Origin of the sequence: Paenibacillus sp. FSL H8-0175 (assembly GCF_045040615.1) — a bacterium.
Taxonomy (GTDB): Bacteria; Bacillota; Bacilli; order Paenibacillales; family Paenibacillaceae; genus Paenibacillus_AQ; species Paenibacillus_AQ odorifer.
Map to the genome: position 1 here is coordinate 5,721,586 of NZ_CP150299.1, position 16,104 is coordinate 5,737,689.

Sequence of the window (16,104 nt, forward strand, 5' to 3'; positions counted from 1 at the left end):
CCTGTATTCTCTAAGCTCAATAAATATAATTGTATCTGACCACTCGGTTTCTTCCTTCTTGTTTGGCTTGGTATAACGCTTTATCGCTCAGCTTGTACAGCTTATTTATCCAAATCTCCTGATCCGGTATGATTGTAATTACACCTATACTAACTGTATAGCCTTGTAAAAGTTTTTGTGTAGGCGTCTTCATTACTGCCTTTCGTAACACTTCAGCTTTCCGGTCACAGCTAGCTTCATCCAGCCCGCAAAGGATAACTGCAAATTCCTCGCCGCCCAGCCTGCCAAATAAATCGCTGTTTTCGAGGTTGTCCTTAATCGTCAATGCGAATTCTTCCAGAACAACATCGCCGGTATCATGGCCGTATGTATCATTGATTTCTTTGAAATGATCCAAATCCAGCAGCATAAAAGAAAAGTACTCTTGCTCAGCAACTGCCTTCTCAAGCCGTACCTCAGCTTCCTCAAGAAATGCTCCACGGTTAAGGATTCCAGTCAAATCATCGTAGCTAGCGATTCGTTTCAGTTTTACAAAGGAATGCTCGTTAGAAAGTAGAATAAAGCCTGCGGCTCCCACAATCAACAATAAATACATCCCCAAGTAATATAAATACTGCGAAAGATTAGTTGTGAACACGTTCATCTCTGGCTCCCAGATCAATGCAACAATCGCGCGGAGCAGCATAATCCCTGCAAAAGCGTAAAACAATATTCCGAGTATCTTCTGAAGAGGGGTGCCTTTGGGGTTCACCGTGAGGTGGTAAGCTGGATAGACAATAAACAGTATCGACCATAATGAGGTACAGGCTATGCGCCAGCTGGAATGATGAAAGAAGATCGCAACAATACTAAAAGTAATCGAACTAAGTATGGAAAGCGTTATGTAATACAACTTTATCCGCTGACCAAGGATTCCCATCATCAGCAATAAAGCAATAATCTCCAGACAGCAGCCTAAAAGAATCAAAGCGTTGCTAAGTGGAATGGATAAAGCGCGGGGGATATGACCCCATAATAATAATGAACACCAGAAGAGCAGCTGCACCGCCTTTGAGCGTATGAATAAGGTGGATGCCCTGTCTTTAGGAGCGCTCCTCCGGTAATTGGTTATCAGCAGCAATATAAATAGATTTCCAAAAATAAATAAATACACTAACGTTTTGATATCAAGCTGGGAGTCCATGAGTCACCACCTACACGGAAAAATTGATCCTCTACTGACAGCACTATAGCACTCAATGGCTGGTTCAGCAAATACCCTATTTATTTCATTTTTTAGAATGTACATACACCGCTTAAGTATACAAAAAAGCACTTCCCCCTGCACGGAGCTCGGGGGGAAGTGCTATGGTCAAGAGAATATGAATATTCTCGTGTAGGCCTGTGTTTGTATTAACGCTTCTTCAAGCCGTCCGCCAATGCGTATCCAACCTTCCAGATATCGCCTGCGCCCATCGTAATCACTAGGTCACCTGGGGCAATACGAGGTTTCAGATCAGCAAGCACATCTTCTTTGGTTGGCAGATGTCTTGCACCAGCGTTACTGTTCTGCACAATAAGCTCAACCAGCTTCGCAGATGTAACCCCCTCAATCTGCTTCTCACCTGCCGGAGAGTAGATGTCGGTGATGATCACCTCATCTGCTTCGCTAAAGGCGCGGCTGAAGGCATCTAGCAGGAAGAACGTACGTGTATACCGCTGAGGCTGGAATACGGCAATAATCCGTTTCCCCGTTGCCTTAGCAGCACTGATTGTCGCCTGAATTTCAGTTGGGTGATGCGCATAATCATCGATGACCAGAATGTCATCGACTTCTCCGAGCACTTGAAAACGGCGCTTCGCACCATGGAATTTCACAATCGCCTCAGCGATTTTTTCAAAAGAGATTCCTGATTTCAAACAAGCGATAACCGCAGCCATTGAATTATACAGATTGTACTGGCCTGGCACGGATAGTTCAATTTGTCCCAATACTACGCCATTATGGTTCATCGTATACGAAACCTGACGGTCCCCAAGAACGATGTCTGTGGCAATATAATCTGCAGTCTTCGACTTGATGCCGTAAGTAATCACCTTACCTGACACTTCAGGCAATAAAGAAATCACGTTCTCGTCATCTGCACACACAATCGCAGTGCCGTCTTCACGGGTCTGGTTCATAAACTGTACATAAGCAGCCTTGAGACGGTTAAAATCTCCGCCATAATTCTCCAAGTGATCTGCTTCCACATTCGTGACAATTCCAAGCCAAGGGTGATAGTGCAAGAAAGAGCCATCGCTCTCATCCGCTTCCGCCACTACATAATCGCCTTGTCCTGCCTTTGCATTCGTACCGACGTTCATAATCTCTCCGCCAATAATATACGTAGGATCAACTTCACACTCTTCCATTACAAGTGCGATCATAGAGGATGTAGTTGTTTTACCATGCGCTCCGGCAACAGCTACCCCTTTACGTTCGTTCAATAAACGGGCTAACATTTGTGAGCGGTGCAGAATTGGAATCTTAAGACGCTCTGCTTCCACCCATTCCACATTATCGCTGGACAAAGCCGTAGAGTACACGACCAGATCCGCACCTTTTACTTGTTCTGCTGTATGCCCAATATAAATCTTGGCACCTTTAGCAATCAATTTATCCGTCAATTCTTGGGCAGCCACATCGGAGCCCGTAACCGTATATCCCATTTCTAGCATTACTCGGGCAATCGCGCTCATACCGTAGCCGCCGATCCCTATAAAATGCACACGTTCAGTAGTATCCAACAGTCGTCACCAGCCTTTTTCAGTATCGGGTTGCTGCAAAAGTGTACCGCGCACGTCAGAAATCAAATACAGCGTACCAGATACGACGGCAAGGTCATCCTCCGCTGTAATCGACTTCAGTTGTTGCAGCGCTTTTCCCCAATTATGTTCTACTATGATTACCAAGTTTTCCTTGGCATATTTATCCCGCAGACTTTCTGCGATAACCTGCAGATGCTCCGCGTCCATTTTGTTCTGGAAATCCGGTTCGGTCAGGATGAGCGTATCCACTATAGGCAGTATATGCTTAAAGTAGGATTCATGATGCTTATTTGCCATCATTCCCATAAGTAAATTTAATTTACCGTATTTATAGAGCTGTGGCAGGCTTTTGGCAAGGCTCTCCGCGCCTTCCGGATTATGTGCTCCATCCAGTACGATCCTCGGAGATTTACTTACCTCTTCCAGCCTTCCAGCCCAAAATGCATGACGCAATCCTTCCAGAACATCTTCATCCTCTAGCATGAACGCCATATACTGGCGCAAAACTTCAAGAACCATCATGGCTCCCGCCGCATTGCTAATCTGGTGTTCGCCTTTCATCACAATCCCAAGTTCAAGCGAACGGAAGGGACCCTTAAAGTTAAAGGTCTGCACATCCCCATGGATTCCAGTAGCTTCATAGCTAAAATCTTCTCCGGCAAGATAAAGAGTAGAGCGGCAAGCCGCCGCTTTCTCCTTGAGTACAGCCACGACTTCCGGTTGATTTACGCAGCTAACAACAGGCACACCGGGTTTGATAATCCCGGCTTTCTCCATTGCAACCTTCTCAAGCGTATCTCCCAGAATATCCATATGGTCATGGCCGACATTTGTAATCACCGACACGATCGGAGTAACGATGTTCGTTACATCCAGCCTTCCCCCAAGCCCAGTCTCCCATACGACAACATCCGGACAAGAAACACCCGCAAAAAATAGAATGGCCACAGCTGTAGTTACCTCAAACATCGTTGGTGAGCCAAATTCCGTTTCTGCAATCTCATCTACCAAAGGACGAAGGGTATTCACTAGCTCAAGAAGAGTTTCTTCAGGAATGTCCGTATTATTATATTGGAACCTGTTCGTGAACTTCGTAATATACGGAGACGTGAAGGTGCCGACAGAATAGCCGCTTTGCAAAAGTGCGCTTGTCAAAAAAGCACAGGTGGAGCCTTTGCCGTTGGTACCCGCCACATGAATAAATTTCAGCCGACGGTGCGGGTTTCCCAGCTTGTCCATCAACATCTCAATTCTGTCTAAACCTGGCCGGATTCCAAAAGGAATCAGGCCCTTGATCCAGTTAACCGCTTCGGTATATGTCGCAAGAGGGGCGGTGCTCCCGCCCCGATTTAGGTCATCCATGTCTCTTATCCTCTCAGCTCTGCTATGCGGGCAAGTACTTTCTCACGTTTGGCAGAATAATCTGCCTGCTTCGCCTGCTCCTCTTCGATAACTTTTGCGGGAGCTTTGGCCACGAAGCCCTGATTGCTCAACTTTTTCTCTACGCGTTCTACTTCGCTGTTCAGCGTCTGCACTTCTTTTTCCAGACGAGCGATTTCTTGTTCAATATCAATCAGCCCCGACAAAGGCAGAAGCAGTTCCGCTCCCGTTACTACAGCGGACATTACCTTGTCTGGCGTTTCCGGATTCAGGCCAGCTTCGAAAGAAGAGGTATTGCAGAAACGTCCGATGTAGTTGTCGTTACGAGTAATGATGCTCAGTGTTTCCTCATTGCTCGCTTTAATAATCAAATCAACCTTTTTGCTCATCGGTACATTTACTTCAGCACGGATATTACGAACTGCCCGGATTACATCCATCAGCAGGTTCATTTCCGCTACCGCTTGCGGGTTCTCCAGAGCAGCATCATACTCAGGCCAAGCAGCCAAAGTGATTGTCTCTCCTTCATGCGGCAGATGCTGCCAGATTTCCTCCGAAATAAACGGCATAAACGGATGGATCAAGCGCATCGTGCGGTCGAGTACATAAGCAAGTACGGACTGTGTCTTCGCTTTGGCTGCGGCATCCGTTCCGTAAAGCGACAGCTTCGCGAACTCAATATACCAGTCACACAAATCGTCCCAAATGAAGTTGTACAGCTGGCGGCCGGTCTCGCCGAACTCGTACGAGTCAATTAGACGCGTAATTTCACGAGAAGTTTCGTTCAGACGGTGTAAAATCCAACGGTCAGCCGTAGTTAGCTCCCCAGTAATGTCAATATTCTCGAAGCTAACTCCTTCAAGATTCATGAGGGCGAAGCGTGACGCATTCCAGATCTTATTAGCGAAATTACGCGCCTGCTCTACCTTTTCCCAGCGGAAGCGTAAATCCTGACCCGCTGTGCTGCCGGTAGAAATCATATAACGCATAGCATCTGCGCCATACTTCTCGATAACCTCAAGCGGATCTACACCGTTGCCGAGTGATTTGGACATTTTTTGTCCTTCAGCATCCCGTACCAAACCATGCATCAATACGTCCGAGAATGGTTTCTCTCCGGTGAATTCCAGTGCCGAGAAGATCATCCGCGCTACCCAGAAATAAATAATATCGTAGCCCGTTACGAGCACATCGTTCGGATAGTAACGTTTGAAATCTGCACTGTCTTCATTCGGCCAGCCTAGGGTTGCAAACGGCCAGAGGTTGGAGCTAAACCAAGTATCCAGCACATCCTCGTCCTGTTTCAGGTCGGTTAAGCCGCTGATCCGGCGCGCTTCTTCCTCGTCATTCGCCACAACCAGCTCACCGGTAGATTCAGAATACCAAGCCGGAATACGATGCCCCCACCAAAGCTGACGGGAAATACACCAGTCGCGTACGTTTTCAATCCAGTTCAGGTAGGTTCTCTCGAACCGTTCAGGTACAAAGTTAACCCCATTACCATCCTTCTGTGCATTGATGGCAGCTTCGGCGAGCGGCTGCATCTTCACGAACCATTGTGTGGACAGGTACGGCTCAACAACCGCTCCTGAACGTTCACTGTGTCCAACTTGATGCACATGATCTTCAATAGAGATCAGAACGCCTTGCTCCTTCAGATCCGCCGTGATGGCCTTACGGCATTCACTCCGGTCTTGACCTTGGTAAGGTCCTGCTTCTTCGTTCATCGTACCGCTCTCATCCATTACGTTGATCTGCGGCAAATTGTGCCGTTGACCTACCTCGAAGTCATTTGGATCATGAGCTGGCGTGATCTTAACCGCACCGCTACCAAACTCTTTATCTACATACTCGTCAGCGATAATTGGAATCTCCCGGCCGATAATCGGCAGGATCAGGGTTTTACCAATCAGATCTTTATAACGATCATCCTCAGGATGAACAGCAACTGCCGTATCACCCAACATCGTCTCCGGACGTGTGGTCGCTACAGTGATATGTCCGCTGCCATCTTTAAGGGGGTAACGCAGGTGGTACAGATGACCGTTAACTTCCTTATATTCAACCTCGATATCCGACAACGCCGTACGAGCCGCCGGGTCCCAGTTGATGATACGTTTACCGCGATAGATCAAGCCTTTATTATAAAGCTTAACAAATACCTCGCGAACTCCCTTCGACAAACCCTCATCGAGGGTAAAACGCTCGCGGGAGTAGTCAAGGGAAAGTCCCATTTTAGCCCACTGCTCATGAATGGTGTTCGCGTATTTATCTTTCCAATCCCACACCTGCTCCAGGAACTTCTCACGTCCGAGGTCATGTCTAGAAATCCCCTGCTCGCGCAGCTTCTGCTCTACCTTCGTTTGTGTTGCAATACCTGCGTGGTCCGTACCTGGTAACCAAAGCGTATCGAAGCCCTGCATCCGTTTAGTACGAATCAGGATATCCTGTAATGTGAAATCGAGCGCATGCCCGATGTGCAGCATTCCTGTTACGTTTGGCGGCGGGATCACAATACTATAGGCTTTAGCATCCGGACGCTGGCCTGCACGGAAATATCCGCCCTCTGTCCAGTAGGAATACCATTTCTGTTCTGCTGCCTTCGGATCATACGTTGTTGGCATCTCGTTTTTAGATTCATTCGTAGCAGCAGCATCTGCCGCTGTTAGATGGTTTTGGTCAGCCATTCTCTGATACCTCCACTAGTTTACTTGTAGTTGCTTATAGTTGTTAATAAAGTTGCTGTATAGAGCACACAGGTCTCTGAAAAAAACAAAAAGACCCCTCGTCTCAAAGGACGAAAGGTCATTCTTTCGCGGTACCACCTTTGTTTCGCGCCAATGAAAAATAAAACTACACTTCTTACCCTACGGATTCAGAAGCTTAGCGCGACACTCGTACAGATAACGGCTGCTACCGGCCACAACCTAACTTATCCTTCACAGGTATGAAGATAAGCTCAGAAGGGCGACTCCGGGGCGACTTCGGGGGCTGTTTCCTACGGAATGTCACAGCACTTGCAATTCCGCTCTCTGAAGGGCTGACCGCCTACTCTTCCCGTTCCCAGTCTTTACTTAGATATTGCTTACTCCATAATACATTTTGAGCCCCCCCTAGTCAACCTGGATACGCCTTTGCAGCGGGACTTTAGGCTGAATTTCGACTTATTTCTTCTGAAGCATCCCTTCCAACAATGAAACAGCAAAAATCCCGATCCTAATACCTGATCGGGATTCACCTATTCATGTGTGTACGCATCACGATTCGATTACGGGATGTACAACACTTGACCTTCCTCTACACTCTGCCCGGATAAGCGATTATACATTACCAGCTCCCGCGCACTTAGCTGATACTTCTCTGCTATGGTATCCAGTGTTTCTTCACGCTGCACAATACACAGCCGAACTTTGCGGAACATGTTAGCTCCATCCGCGCTGGCAATGAATCTGCTCTTCCATTCCGTATTATTGCCAACCTCTGGAACGTCCACTGCTGCAGATGTGTTTCCTTCCGACTGCAGAGCTTCCTGCTCTTTACGGACACGACTGGAGCTTAGTAAAGAGGAGAAGGTGAGATGTTCTTTTTCCGGAATTTCTGCTTCTTTTTTACTGCCCAAGGCGATCTTAAGATCTTGTTTCTCCTCATGAGAAGCCACACTCTCTTGTGAAACAAAAACTTCGTTCGCATTCTCATTAATCGGCGCAGTATTCTCTTCTTGCTTAGGAAGCTCATTATTAGCCTCATTTTCAGAAGCGAACACAGGGATATCCTGAATTGCATCTGCACTAACGGCTAGAACAGCGGTCTCTCTAGGAGTAAAATATTCCTCTGCCGACTGTTGGTTCTCTTCGCTCACATAGCTTGCTTGATTCAGCTGAGACACCTCAACCTCTTTGTTCTGGGCCTCGGCTTTAAACCAGTAATCGGATAAACCCGCTTTAGCATCCTCAACTTGGGACTCCAGACTATGTGTCCGTGCTTTAGCTCCCTTGTCCTTCTCCTGACCGGATGAGAAATTGACTACAGGGGACGTATGAGCGGCTCCACTTGAGACTAATGATTCTTCTGCTTCCTGTTCATTCGCTTCGGCATGCTCATGTTCTTCTACAGCAACCTGTGAGGCATCCTCACCGAAGGTCCACTGAGAATTTTCATAAAGTGCATCATTTTCCTGTTCTTGTAGCTCCGTAGTAGCTTCTACCCTGTCATCATTCACAGGAGAATAGGCGACTGTATACTCCTCTTGCTGCCAGGCTGGTTGAGGTTGAGGGTCCGCACCACCGATCCCCCGCAGCGATAACACACCTGTTATATTCACAGTGCGCATCGTGAGCAGATCGATATCAAAATTCTCAATCTCTACCCCAATATCTTCAATTGAGCTGACGCGTGTAAGCGGAACAGTGATTTCCACGGGAATGGCATGCTCCAGACGTTGTGTTCGGTCATCTTCACTCCGGTAAAGCCCGGTAAGCAACAGCTGACCATATAACTCGGCCCGATCCTCCCGCTGAATCACCTGAATTTCCGGAAGTAGTTCAACCTCCTCCAGCTCAGCTATTCCCGGAAGCTCTTCCGAAAGGTGAATGCGTTCGTAAATATCAAACCGCAAGCCGTGGGACTGATCAAACACGGGATATGTCCTCCTTCTTGGCATAATCTAACCCTGAGACAGGCCCAGAGCATAAGCCCAAAATGTTACTCCCCACATGTATATGCTTCAAACAGAGAGGCATGACAACTTTGGTAGTACTAACCGGACAGGATGCTAATAAATTTCATGAATTTAAGAGCTCACCAAACCCTCAGCCTGCTGATAGATGCACTACTTCGTAAGAACAAAGTATTATATGCTGCTTTTATTAATAAGACATGGATAGATGTTTTTTTTCTGAAAAAATAGAAAAAGAACAGCAGAACCAGCTTTTGCTGATTCTACTGTTCCTTAGCCACTTACGTATCTGTCAGGGTGCTTCAGACAGCAGCTCTCGCAGCTGCAGCATATCCTCCGGCCACGGATCGCTAACTTCCAGCTGTTCTCCGCTCCAAGGATGGCGGAAGGACAATGCCTCGCCATGCAGGGCATGGCGGCCGGCAGCGCTGGAAGCCCAGATCGGACCGCCATATAGTTCATCCCCATACAAGGGATGACCCATATGGCTGAGATGAACGCGAATCTGATGCGTCCGTCCAGTCTCCAGCTGCACATGCACTAGGCTTCCGCCATGCAGTGCCTCGCGCTCGATGATTCGCGTCACGGCAGATTGTCCGCCGGGCGAGACCCGTCTGCGCGCAGCGTGATGCCGATCGCGCCCAATCGGGGCATCGATCACCTTAAGCGCGGGCGGCACGATGCCTTCAACGATCGCGGCGTAGTGCCGCGAGATGCTTTTTTCACGCATATTCTCGTCCAGGACTAACTGTGCGAACTCATTTTTCGCATACATCACCGGACCCGTTGTATCTTTGTCCAAGCGGTGAATATGGCGCACAGCCACATTTTCGCCGGAAGTGATATAATGCGCAGCTACGAGGTGATCCAGAGTTACACCTGTTCCACTGCCATCGGGATGTACCGCCAGCCCAGCTGGTTTATGAGCTACCAGGCAAAAATCATCCTCATACAGCACCTCAAGCTCTTCCCATATCGGTTCAAGCCCCGCTTCACGATCGGGAAAAAGCGCCAGCCGAAGCCGGTCGCCTTTCCACTGAATGCCTCCCTCGCGGCGTAACCGCAGATGAAGTTTCTCGGGCATGCCTACAGTTTCTAACAGCCACTTGTCAATCGTTGCCTGCGTATCCTCGGCTCCAGTAATGATTTTGCCGGGTGTTACCTCCAGCCACTCTCCACGCCGGGTCCAAGCGCCACCACCGGTTCTTTCTCCGGCTCCGATGCTCAAAGGGCCTTCAGGGCATTATAATGGCCCTCAATGGTATCATCAATATCTTGCTCACTATGTGCAGCCGATATGAACATCCCCTCAAACTGTGAAGGTGGCACACTGATGCCTTGGTTTACCATATGACCAAAATAACGACGGAAAAGATCCGTGTCACTGGACTTAGCCGTTTCAAAATTGATTACAGGTCCTTCAGTAAAGAATGGGCAAACCATTGATCCTACCCGGTTGATAGTGAGCGGAATGCCAGTCTCAATTGAATTCTTTTTCAAACCCGCTTCCAGACGTGCACCCAATTGTTCCAGACGATCATATACTTCCGGGGTCAACAGCTTGAGCGTAGTATATCCGGCTGCCATCGCTAAAGGATTACCACTAAGTGTGCCCGCCTGATAAATCGGTCCAGTAGGAGCGATTTGCTCCATGATCTCTCTTTTGCCGCCATAAGCACCCACTGGAAGTCCGCCGCCGATAACTTTGCCAAAACAAGTAATATCCGGAGTAATCCCGAACAAGCCTTGAGCACAGCCACGATTAACACGGAAGCCTGTCATAACCTCATCAAAAATAAGCAGCGAACCATTGTCAGAAGTTAATTTACGAAGCCCTTCCAGGAAGCCTGGAAGCGGTGGAACCACGCCCATGTTGCCGGCAATCGGCTCTACGATCACTGCGGCAATCTCATTGCCAAAACGTTCGAAAGCAATCTGAGTGGACTCCAAATCATTGTAAGGAACCGTAATGGTATTCATTGCAACGCCTTCTGGGACACCCGGGCTATCCGGCAAGCCCAATGTAGCTACACCAGAGCCAGCCTTAATAAGCAGACTATCCGCGTGACCGTGGTAGGAGCCTTCAAATTTCAAGATTTTGCTGCGTCCAGTGTAACCACGTGCCAAACGAATCGCGCTCATCGTAGCTTCCGTTCCAGAGTTAACCATGCGTACGATATCTACAGATGCCACTCGTTCAACAACGGTTTTTGCCATTTCCGTTTCCAGTAGCGTTGGAGCGCCAAAGCTTGTCCCTTTTACCGCTGTCTCCTGCAATGCCTTCACAACCTCAGGATGCGCATGACCCATAATCAGCGGACCCCATGAGAGCACATAGTCGATAAAGCTGTTGCCGTCGATATCAAAAATACGCGAACCTATCCCATGATCCACATAAATCGGAGTCAGACCTACGGATTTAAACGCCCGTACAGGGCTGTTCACCCCGCCGGGAATATATTGTTTTGCTTCATCAAAAGCCTTCCGGGACGCTTCCTCTTTACGCGCCATTGGCACATTACTCATGTATCTTCACTCCTATTCTCTTCTTGGTTACACAAGCTTGTACAAACATATATTAGCTGCCGCGATGTCGGTGTGATGAAGATTAGCCGCGCAGCCAGCGGGCTGCATCTTTTGCAAAATAAGTAATAATAATGTCCGCACCAGCACGTTTCATGCCCGTCAGCATTTCCAGCACAACGGCTTGCTCGTCGATCCAGCCTTGCAATGCCGCTGCTTTTACCATGGAATATTCTCCACTCACATTATAAGCCACCAAAGGAAGATCAAACTGATCACGAATCGTACGAATCACATCTAGGTAAGCCAGAGCTGGCTTCACCATTAACATATCCGCGCCTTCCAGCACATCGGATTCTGCTTCACGGAGTGCTTCGCGCAGATTGGCAGGGTCCATTTGATATGTTTTGCGATTCCCGAACTGTGGTGCTGAATCCGCTGCTTCGCGGAAAGGGCCATAAAATGCCGAAGCATATTTGACCGAATACGACATAATCGGCACATGCTCAAAGCCGTTCTCATCAAGTCCCGCACGAATTGCGTGAACGAATCCATCCATCATGTTGGAAGGGGCGATAATATCTGCTCCAGCTTTTGCTTGGGATACCGCCGTACGAGTCAAAAGCTCCAGCGAGGCATCGTTGATAACATCGCCATGGACCACACCATTCACCGTATGCGTATGCACCATTCCACAATGTCCGTGATCCGTAAATTCACAAAGGCAGGTATCTGCAACGACCAACAGCTCTGGGTACCACTGCTTGATCAAGCGAGTAGCCTCTTGCACAATTCCATCCTCTGCAAAACCGGAAGAACCGATAGCATCCTTCGTCTCAGGAATCCCGAACAACAATACAGCCGGGATGCCTAGTGCGGCAATCTCGTCCACCTCTGCTTTTAACGTATCCAGCGAAAAATGATACACACCCGGCATCGAGCTAATCTCATTCTTCACACCTGTTCCATAAGTCACAAAAATAGGCTGTACCATATCCAGCACATTCAGTATCGTCTCCCGCACCATGCCACGAATTCCAGCAGAACCGCGCAAACGGCGGTGACGTGTAATTGGAAAGCTCATTTGTTCATCCTCCTGAAAAATAAAATATAAAACCAAATTATGTGTCTGGCAGCAAACTACAACTAGCCGCAGCCAAGTCTAAATTAGCTACAACCAAACCGCCGACCACTGGCTAACTACGTATAGTTGTAGTTTGTGCAACTATCTCGATGTTTTGTCCTAATTGTAAGCTTTAGTTGCATTCTCTACAGTTATTTATTACAAAAGTGCGAAGATTCCTCATTTAGCGGATATTTAATTGCACATACTACAACTAAACTCCACTTTAGCTGATATATAGAAAATTTAATTGTATGAAGTACAACTAAACCTAAACCTCAAGCAGATCTGCTCACATTAACCTACTGCATATTCTCTACATACCAGTTAGTTTACAACCAAATATTATCCTCCGAACTCCATAAGTAACTACGTTCGGGTTCAATTTATATGTTACTTGAAGGTAGCGATGTGGCACTTTTGAGTGTAGATATAACGGCGAGTAAACTAACAAATGTTAGTTAGTAAAAGTAACCGCGAACTCATTAATAACTACCAACTCACGTGTAACCACGAACTATTTAGTAACTACGAACAAACTCTAAACTCACATGTAACCACGAACTATTTAGTAACTACGAACAAACTCTAAACTCACATGTAACCACGAACTATTTAGTAACCACGAACTCACATGTAACTACAAACTATTTAGTAACTACGAACAAAACTCTAGCCTATAATCTAACTAAATATAAGCTGAGCGCTATATTTCTAAGCTGGCACTGCCTTTCTCCGTAGAACAGCTACTACTCTCCCCGCGGAGTAATCAGCTTTTACCTTCCCACCAGAAAGTAAGCTACGTAAGTTAAGCTCACCAGTAAACTATTGCTTCGTTCTATCCTCGATCCGAGCGCTACTGCAGCTGAGTCTCCGCATTCCAGCGGCAGAGCTCCTGCACCAAACCATCTATGGTTGCCTCTTCAGACAAGAGTCCCGGTGTCAGTCCCGCGTCTACCGCAGTCTGCTCCGTTAACGGGCCGATGCAGGCGATTTTCACGTTTGCAAGCAGCGGGAGCGGATCTTCAAGCCCCATCCGTTTCAGGATGTGTATGAAATTACGCACGGTTGACGAGCTGGTGAAGGTTACCGCGTGAACGCGACCTTCCTCTAGCAGCTTCAGCAGCTCGACGTCATCCTCACCCGTGACAACCGTCTCATAGGTATCCACGTCTGTCACCTGAAGGCCAAGCTCTCTCAGCTTGTCCGGCAGCCAGTCCCGCGCCAGATCGCCGCGCGGCAATAGCACGTTCTGCCCCGGCAGCAGCTGGGGACCGAACGTCTCAATCAGACCTTCCGCCTGAAACTTCGCCGGAAGTTCCTCAGCAATCACCCCGCGCTGCGCCAGCGCGGCGGCTGTGCCTGGCCCCACCGCTGCAATACGCGCGCGGTGTAGCCCGCGAATGTCCGCCCCCAGCTCCGCCAAGTGGCGCCAAAAAAACTCCACGCCGTTCGGGCTAGTGAAGAATACCCAGTCGTACGATTCCAGCGCGCCAAACGCCTCTGCAATCTTCGCCTTCTTCTCTGCCCCTTCCGGCATGATCGTCTCGATCACCGGGAACTCGTAGGGTTCCCCGCCGAGTTCTTCAATTCTATCCACCAGCTCGCTTGCTTGGCTGCGAGCCCGTGTCACCACGATGCGTTTGCCGAATAACGGCATCGCCTCGACCCACTTCAGCTGCTCACGCTGCAGCACCACGTCGCCGACGACGATGACTGCCGGCGGCTGAAAATCCGCCGCCTTCACCTTCGCCTCAATATCGGCGAGGGTTCCCGTCAGCGTCTCCTGATCCGCGCGGGTGCCCCAGCGCACAAGTGCCACTGGTGTTTCTGGCGGCCGCCCGTGCTTGATCAGCTGAGCGCTGATATAACCTATTTTAGCTACGCCCATCAGAAACACTAACGTTCCCGTGGCATTCGTTACTTTATCCCAATGAATGGAATGATCCAGTTTATCCGGGCTCTCATGCCCGGTGATAATCGATAGGGAAGAGGCATGATCGCGGTGCGTAACAGGTATACCCGCATAGGCAGGTACACTGATCGCTGACGTGATGCCTGGTACGATTTCGTAATAGATCCCATTTTTGCGCAGCAGCTCCGCTTCTTCACCCACCCGGCCAAAAATCGTAGGGTCCCCACCCTTAAGCCGCACCACTGTTTTCCCCTGTAAAGCCAAATCAACTAACAATTGATTAATCTCTTCCTGCTTCATCGTGTGGCGATCCGGCAGCTTACCTACATAAATCTTCTCCCCGCCGGGTTTCATGCATTTCAGCAATCTAGGACTTGCCAAGCGATCATACACCAACACGTCGCTTTTTTGGATACACTCGAGGCCTTTCACAGTAATCAGCTTTGCGTCCCCGGGACCTGCACCTACCAAATAAACCTTCCCCGTCAATCCACTCATCCCCTAACGTCTGACAGTATCTTCTCCGCTCCTCTTGCAATCAGCTTTTTAGCGACTTCTTCGCCGAGCTGTACCGGGTCAATCCCCGTGCAAGTTTCTTTCAAAATCGTTGAACCGTCCGGTGTTCCCACCATCCCCGTTAACGAGATTACTTTGTGCTCAGCGGTAGCAGCTTTGGCGGCTGTGTCAAGCACCGCATGAGCACCAATCGGCACTTGGCAGCCGCCATTCAGCACGCCAAGGAACGTGCGCTCCGCCGCTACCGTCAATGCCGTATCGGCATCGTTGTATAATGCCAGCAGCTTCCGCAGGTCAGCGTCATCTGCGCGGCATTCGATGCCGAGTGCGCCCTGCCCTACAGCGGGCAGACAAACCTCCGGCGGCAGGTAGGCGCTCACGCGATCCTGCCAGCCCATGCGCGACAGCCCCGCCGCTGCCAGCAGGATTGCGTCGTATTCGCCGCTCTCCAGCTTGCGCAGCCGCGAGTCAATGTTGCCGCGCACAGGCTCAATGACCAGATCAGGCCGCAGCGCAGCGAGCTGGCTAGATCGGCGTAGGCTGCTTGTGCCTACGCGTGCACCCTGAGGCAGCTCGTCTAGCGAGACGCCTCCGTTAGAGATCAAAACATCACGCGGATCGACACGCTTCGGCACAGCACCATTGATCAACCCATCCGGTAACTCGGATGGCATATCCTTCATGCTGTGCACCGCCATGTCGATTTCTTTTTCCAGCATCGCTTGCTCGATTTCTTTCACGAACAACCCTTTGCCGCCTACCTTCGATAAAGTAACGTCAAGAATGCGGTCACCTTTGGTGACGATCTTTTTCACTTCAAAAGTAAAACCAAAACCATGCTCCTCGCTAAGTCGCTCCAGATCAGCAATCACATGTCCCGTTTGCGTCAACGCAAGCGCGCTCTGTCTACTCCCCACTATAACCTTACGCATTTGTCCATTCCTCCTGGTAACGTTCGCCTCTTACTCTTCACCGCAGAACCTTGCACTAGAAATCCAAACCCAAACTAACCAATTAACTACTCTCACTCTAAAAAAGGCATTATTGCCTTTGAATTCGCTACTTCGGATGATCCCCACCAAATTTGAGGCATTTTTGCCTTTCTTTTAGCTCATTCGGCGACTGTTGCTCATTTATAGGGCATTTTTGCCTCTCTTTTTGCTAAATTGGCTGTTGTTGCTC

General features: G+C 48.9%; 10 protein-coding genes and 1 other annotated feature. All 10 genes read right to left on the reverse strand.

Features of this window, described 5'->3' with window-relative positions:
• Positions 1–16: 16 nt before the first annotated feature.
• Complete coding sequence (locus MHH46_RS25445; RefSeq protein ID WP_076129397.1) at positions 17–1,183, reverse strand: diguanylate cyclase; 1,167 nt, start codon at positions 1,181–1,183, stop codon at positions 17–19.
• 209 nt (positions 1,184–1,392) lie between these two features.
• A complete protein-coding gene (murC, locus tag MHH46_RS25450; RefSeq protein ID WP_036685137.1) occupies positions 1,393–2,769 on the reverse strand; it encodes a UDP-N-acetylmuramate--L-alanine ligase in 1,377 nt (458 codons plus the stop codon).
• Positions 2,770–2,775: 6 nt separating this feature from the next.
• Entirely contained in the window at positions 2,776–4,152 is a 1,377-nt protein-coding gene (locus tag MHH46_RS25455) for a folylpolyglutamate synthase/dihydrofolate synthase family protein (RefSeq protein ID WP_076129399.1), read from the reverse strand.
• Positions 4,153–4,157: 5 nt separating this feature from the next.
• Entirely contained in the window at positions 4,158–6,857 is a 2,700-nt protein-coding gene (locus MHH46_RS25460) for a valine--tRNA ligase (protein ID WP_076129400.1), read from the reverse strand.
• 103 nt (positions 6,858–6,960) lie between these two features.
• Positions 6,961–7,244 (reverse strand) — a binding site (T-box leader).
• Positions 7,245–7,438: 194 nt separating this feature from the next.
• On the reverse strand, positions 7,439–8,806 hold the full coding sequence (locus MHH46_RS25465) for a LysM peptidoglycan-binding domain-containing protein (protein WP_076194487.1): 1,368 nt from the start codon (positions 8,804–8,806) through the stop codon (positions 7,439–7,441).
• A gap of 331 nt (positions 8,807–9,137) precedes the next feature.
• Positions 9,138–10,073, reverse strand: coding sequence for an RluA family pseudouridine synthase (locus MHH46_RS25470; RefSeq protein WP_254857109.1), 936 nt, complete (start codon positions 10,071–10,073; stop codon positions 9,138–9,140).
• Complete coding sequence (hemL, locus tag MHH46_RS25475) at positions 10,070–11,371, reverse strand: glutamate-1-semialdehyde 2,1-aminomutase (RefSeq protein ID WP_370511266.1); 1,302 nt, start codon at positions 11,369–11,371, stop codon at positions 10,070–10,072. Before hemL ends, MHH46_RS25470 begins: the two co-directional genes overlap by 4 nt.
• An 82-nt stretch (positions 11,372–11,453) precedes the next feature.
• Complete coding sequence (gene hemB, locus MHH46_RS25480) at positions 11,454–12,452, reverse strand: porphobilinogen synthase (protein ID WP_076129402.1); 999 nt, start codon at positions 12,450–12,452, stop codon at positions 11,454–11,456.
• 895 nt (positions 12,453–13,347) lie between these two features.
• Entirely contained in the window at positions 13,348–14,895 is a 1,548-nt protein-coding gene (cobA, locus tag MHH46_RS25485; protein WP_076194557.1) for a uroporphyrinogen-III C-methyltransferase, read from the reverse strand.
• A gap of 5 nt (positions 14,896–14,900) precedes the next feature.
• Positions 14,901–15,854 (reverse strand): hydroxymethylbilane synthase, encoded by a 954-nt coding sequence (gene hemC / locus MHH46_RS25490; RefSeq protein ID WP_076129403.1) that lies wholly within the window; start codon positions 15,852–15,854, stop codon positions 14,901–14,903.
• Between the last annotated feature and the right edge of the window lie 250 nt (positions 15,855–16,104).

Excerpts from the sequence above, each read along its gene's own strand:
- MHH46_RS25445 (WP_076129397.1), bottom strand. The coding sequence starts at position 1,183 with ATGGACTCCCAGCTTGATATCAAAACGTTAGTGTATTTATTTATTTTT.
- MHH46_RS25455 (WP_076129399.1), bottom strand. The coding sequence starts at position 4,152 with ATGGATGACCTAAATCGGGGCGGGAGCACCGCCCCTCTTGCGACATAT.
- MHH46_RS25460 (WP_076129400.1), bottom strand. The coding sequence starts at position 6,857 with ATGGCTGACCAAAACCATCTAACAGCGGCAGATGCTGCTGCTACGAAT.
- hemL (WP_370511266.1), bottom strand. The coding sequence starts at position 11,371 with ATGAGTAATGTGCCAATGGCGCGTAAAGAGGAAGCGTCCCGGAAGGCT.
- hemB (WP_076129402.1), bottom strand. The coding sequence starts at position 12,452 with ATGAGCTTTCCAATTACACGTCACCGCCGTTTGCGCGGTTCTGCTGGA.
- hemC (WP_076129403.1), bottom strand. The coding sequence starts at position 15,854 with ATGCGTAAGGTTATAGTGGGGAGTAGACAGAGCGCGCTTGCGTTGACG.